The organism is Brachybacterium sp., from assembly GCF_052095815.1.
Lineage (GTDB): Bacteria > Actinomycetota > Actinomycetes > Actinomycetales > Dermabacteraceae > Brachybacterium.
In genome coordinates, this window is sequence record NZ_JBQDLF010000093.1 from 1 (window position 1) to 3902 (window position 3902).

4 protein-coding genes are annotated in these 3902 nt (G+C 69.6%); 2 read left to right on the forward strand and 2 right to left on the reverse strand.

The features are described 5' to 3' along the window. Positions 1 to 369: a hypothetical protein gene (locus ACTH43_RS18375; RefSeq protein WP_441446326.1), complete on the reverse strand. Its 369-nt coding sequence runs from the start codon at positions 367 to 369 to the stop codon at positions 1 to 3. A gap of 174 nt (positions 370 to 543) precedes the next feature. After that, entirely contained in the window at positions 544 to 882 is a 339-nt protein-coding gene (locus ACTH43_RS18380) for a hypothetical protein (protein WP_441446327.1), read from the reverse strand. 210 nt (positions 883 to 1092) lie between these two features. Here ACTH43_RS18380 and ACTH43_RS18385 point away from each other — a divergent pair, with 210 nt between their 5' ends. Together ACTH43_RS18385 and ACTH43_RS18390 are read left to right on the forward strand one after the other, a co-directional pair. Beyond that, positions 1093 to 2754, forward strand: coding sequence for an ABC-F family ATP-binding cassette domain-containing protein (locus tag ACTH43_RS18385; RefSeq protein WP_441446328.1), 1662 nt, complete (start codon positions 1093 to 1095; stop codon positions 2752 to 2754). A 175-nt stretch (positions 2755 to 2929) separates the two neighbouring features. Next, the coding region (locus ACTH43_RS18390) for a BCCT family transporter (RefSeq protein WP_441446329.1) at positions 2930 to 3902 on the forward strand (973 nt) is incomplete at its 3' end.

Here is a 3902-nt window from a genome sequence, read left to right on the forward strand (position 1 = left end):
TCACCCGAGAGCCCGCACCCACAAAGTAGCGGCAGAGAACCCGGGCCGATTCAATCTGCCGTCGGGGCCGCCCCAGGTGTCCAGCACCTCGAGCACCCGGCCGACGAGCTCTCCGAGCGAGCTCGTCTCGTGCAGGGCGGGGGACTGCGGATGAGGGATGCCGAGGACCCAACCGGCGCTCGACTCCCCGTCCGTCTTCGCGACGACGATGCCTGCCCCGTGGGGCAGCGGGATGCGCAGCAGGGGCCGCTCCTCATCGAGCATGAGCCGGCCGTCCAACTCGGGACGGGCTCTGACGAGAGCATCGTGGATCCGTTCACGCTCGAGCCAGTCGCCGAAGGCAGCTGCCATGTCGTGGGTGAAAAGCATGCAGGTCCTTCCACAGGGGCGAGTGATCGCGGTGGCCGGGAGCGGCCGTCGCGGGGGAGCTGCCTGCCGATGCTGCGCAGGAGCACGCCCCCATCATGCGCCAAAAGTCGGACATTTCGGATAAGTGTCCACGTGATGCCATGGCGTGAGGTGGCTCTCGTCGGTCGCGAGCGGTCAGCCCCGCAGGCGGGGCTCCGTCCCGTCGGGAGTCGGAATCGGCAGGGCCAGCAGATCGAGCGTCAGCGCCACCACGTCGTCGGCGGAGTCGAGCTCGTGGAGCACCGGTGCTGAAGCGTCCGAGATCCCCACGACCCACGAGGTCGGCTCTGCCTCATGCATCCTTGCCATGACCACCACCGCTCCGCTCTTGCGAGGGATCCGCAGCAGCGGCCGCTGGGCGTCGAGCATCAGGGTGCCGGCGAGCTCGGGCCGAGCGGCGATGAGGGCGCGCCGGATCCGGTCGCGCTTGATCCAGTCGCCGAAGGCGACGGCCAGGTCAGGGGTGAAGCGCATGAGGGGTCCTTCCGCAGAGGCGAGCTCGCGACTGGACCGGGTGGGTCGGCGCGAGGGAGGTGCGTCGTCCCTCCAGCAGTCCGACACCTGTCCACAATGCAGCCGATGGCTGACAAGTGAACTACCGCAGGGCGAGCAGAAGGGTCATCACCCGGAGCTCCACGCGGCAGCGGCGGCGAGTGCTGCTCGCCGCAGTGGGAGAATGTGCGGATGACCGCCACTCTCGTCGCCCACGGCCTTGCCGGCGGGTACGGCCACCGTGTCCTGTTCGAGGATCTCGACCTCACCGTCGCGCCCGGGGACGTGATCGGCGTGGTGGGTGCCAACGGTGCTGGCAAGTCCACCTTGCTGCGCCTGCTCGCCGGGGTCAATGCCCCGCACGCCGGTGCCCTCTCCCTCTCGCCGTCGGACGCCTTCGTGGGTTGGCTGCCGCAGGAGCACGAACGCCGTGACGGCGAGACCGTCGCCGGCTACATCGCCCGCCGCACCGGCTGCGCGCAGGCCACCGCGGAGATGGACGCGGCGGCCACCGCCCTCGGGCAGGAGTCGCCGCGCGGCGGCCCCGACCCGGCTGATGTGTACGCCACCGCCCTGGAGCGCTGGCTCGCCAGCGGCGCCGCAGATCTGGAGGAGCGGATCCCCGCGGTGCTCGCGGATCTCGGGCTGCCCTACGAGGCCCAGGGCGTGCAGCACACCGAGATGACCTCACTCTCCGGCGGTCAGGCCGCCCGGGTGGGACTGGCCGCGCTGCTGCTGAGCCGCTTCGACCTGGTGCTGCTGGACGAACCCACCAACGACCTCGACCTCGATGGGCTCCAGCGGCTCGAGACCTTCGTGCACGGACTGCGCGGGGGAGTGGTGCTGGTCAGCCACGACCGCGAGTTCCTCGCTCGCTGTGTCACCGAGGTGCTCGAGCTCGACCTCGCCCAGAACTCCCACCGCCTCTACGGCGGCGGCTACGACGCCTACCTCGAGGAGCGGGCCACGGTGCGCCGTCATGCCCGCGAGCAGTACGAGGATTTCGCCGCGACGAAGTCAGATCTCGTCTCCCGAGCCCGCACCCAGCGCGAATGGTCCAGCCAGGGCGTGCGCAACGCGATGAAGAAGTCCCCGGACAATGACAAGCTCCGCCGCCGCGCACAGTCCGAGTCGAGCGAGAAGCAGGCCCGCAAGGTGCGCCAGATGGAGAGCCGGATCGCGCGCCTGGACGAGGTGGAGGAACCCCGCAAGGAATGGCAGCTGCAGTTCACGATTGGTGCCGCACCGCGTTCGAGCAGCGTGGTCGCCACCCTCACCGGCGCGGTGGTGAGGCAGGGCGACTTCACCCTCGGACCGATCTCGACCCAGGTCGCCGCCGGGGAGCGGATCGGGATCACGGGGCCCAACGGAGCGGGCAAGTCGACGCTGCTGCGGGCGCTGCTGGGCAGGCGCGCGGTGGACGAGGGGTCGTCGTCGCTCGGCGCGAGCGTGCGGATCGGCGAGATCGACCAGGCCCGCTCGCTGTTCATGGGGTCTATCCCGCTCGCTGACGCCGTCGAGGCCCAGCTGCCGGAGCAGTCCCCGGCTGAGGTGCGCACCCTGCTGGCGAAGTTCGGGCTCCGCGCCGACCACGTGGGCCGTGCCGCCGCTGAGCTGTCACCGGGGGAGCGCACCCGTGCCGCCCTCGCCCTGCTGCAGGCCCGCGGCGTGAACCTGCTGGTGCTCGATGAGCCCACCAACCATCTCGACCTCCCCGCGATCGAGCAGCTCGAGCAGGCGCTGGAGTCCTATGAGGGCACCCTGCTGCTGGTCACCCATGACCGGCGCATGCTCGAGACAGTGCGCACCGACCGCCGTTGGCACGTCGAGAGCGGGACGCTCGCCGAGCTGTGAGATCGCCGTCTCCTGTCCCGGGCAGTGGATTCGCTGATTACAGTAGGCGCTCGAATGCCTGCGGCGTGCGACGCGCAGCGGTCGGAAAACAGCCGGCGACTGCACGCGATGACTCCGTCTCGCGGCCCGCCGTACTGGAACCGTCCCGCCTTCCCCACCCGAACGGAGTCACGACGTGACGAACCTGGACGAGCCCACCGCCCCGAGGGAGAAGGGCGAGCGCGGCGGATCCCCAGGGCGCCCACCCGGCAACCCGCTGGCGAGCTTCGACTACTCCCGCCCCCAGTACCCCCATGACATTCACCCGGCCCTGGTGCCGGGGATCGGCATCGACGAGCAGCGCCGTCGCTACAGCATCGACAAGATCGTGTTCGGCGTCGCCGGCGTCCTCGCCGTCGCCTTCGTGATCTGGGGGATCGTCAGCCCCACCAGCGTCGGCGACGTCGCGAACGTCGCCTATGCCTGGGTCATGACCCACCTCGGCTGGCTCTTCAACGCCGTCGCCACGGTGGTGCTGGTGACCCTGCTGATCCTGGCCTTCTCCCGGTACGGGAAGATCCCGCTGGGCAAGGACGGGGAGACCCCGGAGTTCTCCACCTTCTCGTGGGTGGCGATGCTGTTCGCCGCCGGCCTCGGCATCGGCGTGATGTTCTGGGGACCCTCGGAACCGCTGACATACTTCCTCACCCCGCCGCCGCTGACGAACGAGCCCGAATCGGTCGAGGCGCTGCACACGGCTCTCGCACAGACCTATTACCACTGGGGCTTCCACGCCTGGGCGATGTACGCCCTGGTGGGCGGGGCAGTGGCGTACGCGGCCTATCGGCGTGGACGCACCCTGCTGATGTCCTCGATCTTCGAGCGCCTGTTCGGCAAGAAGCACTCCGAGGGCTGGGCGGGGCAGCTGGTGGACATCTTCGCGATCATCGCGACGCTGTTCGGTACCGCCGCCGCGCTCGGCATCGCTGTGCTGCAGATCGGCGAGGGCTTCGTGATCGTCTCGGGTGCCTCGGAACTGACCAACACCATGATGATCGTGATCATCGCGGTGCTCTCGGTCGGCTTCGTTCTCTCGGCGGTCTCCGGCGTCTCCCGCGGCATCCGCTACCTCTCGAACACCAACATCGTGCTCACGATCGGCTTCGCCG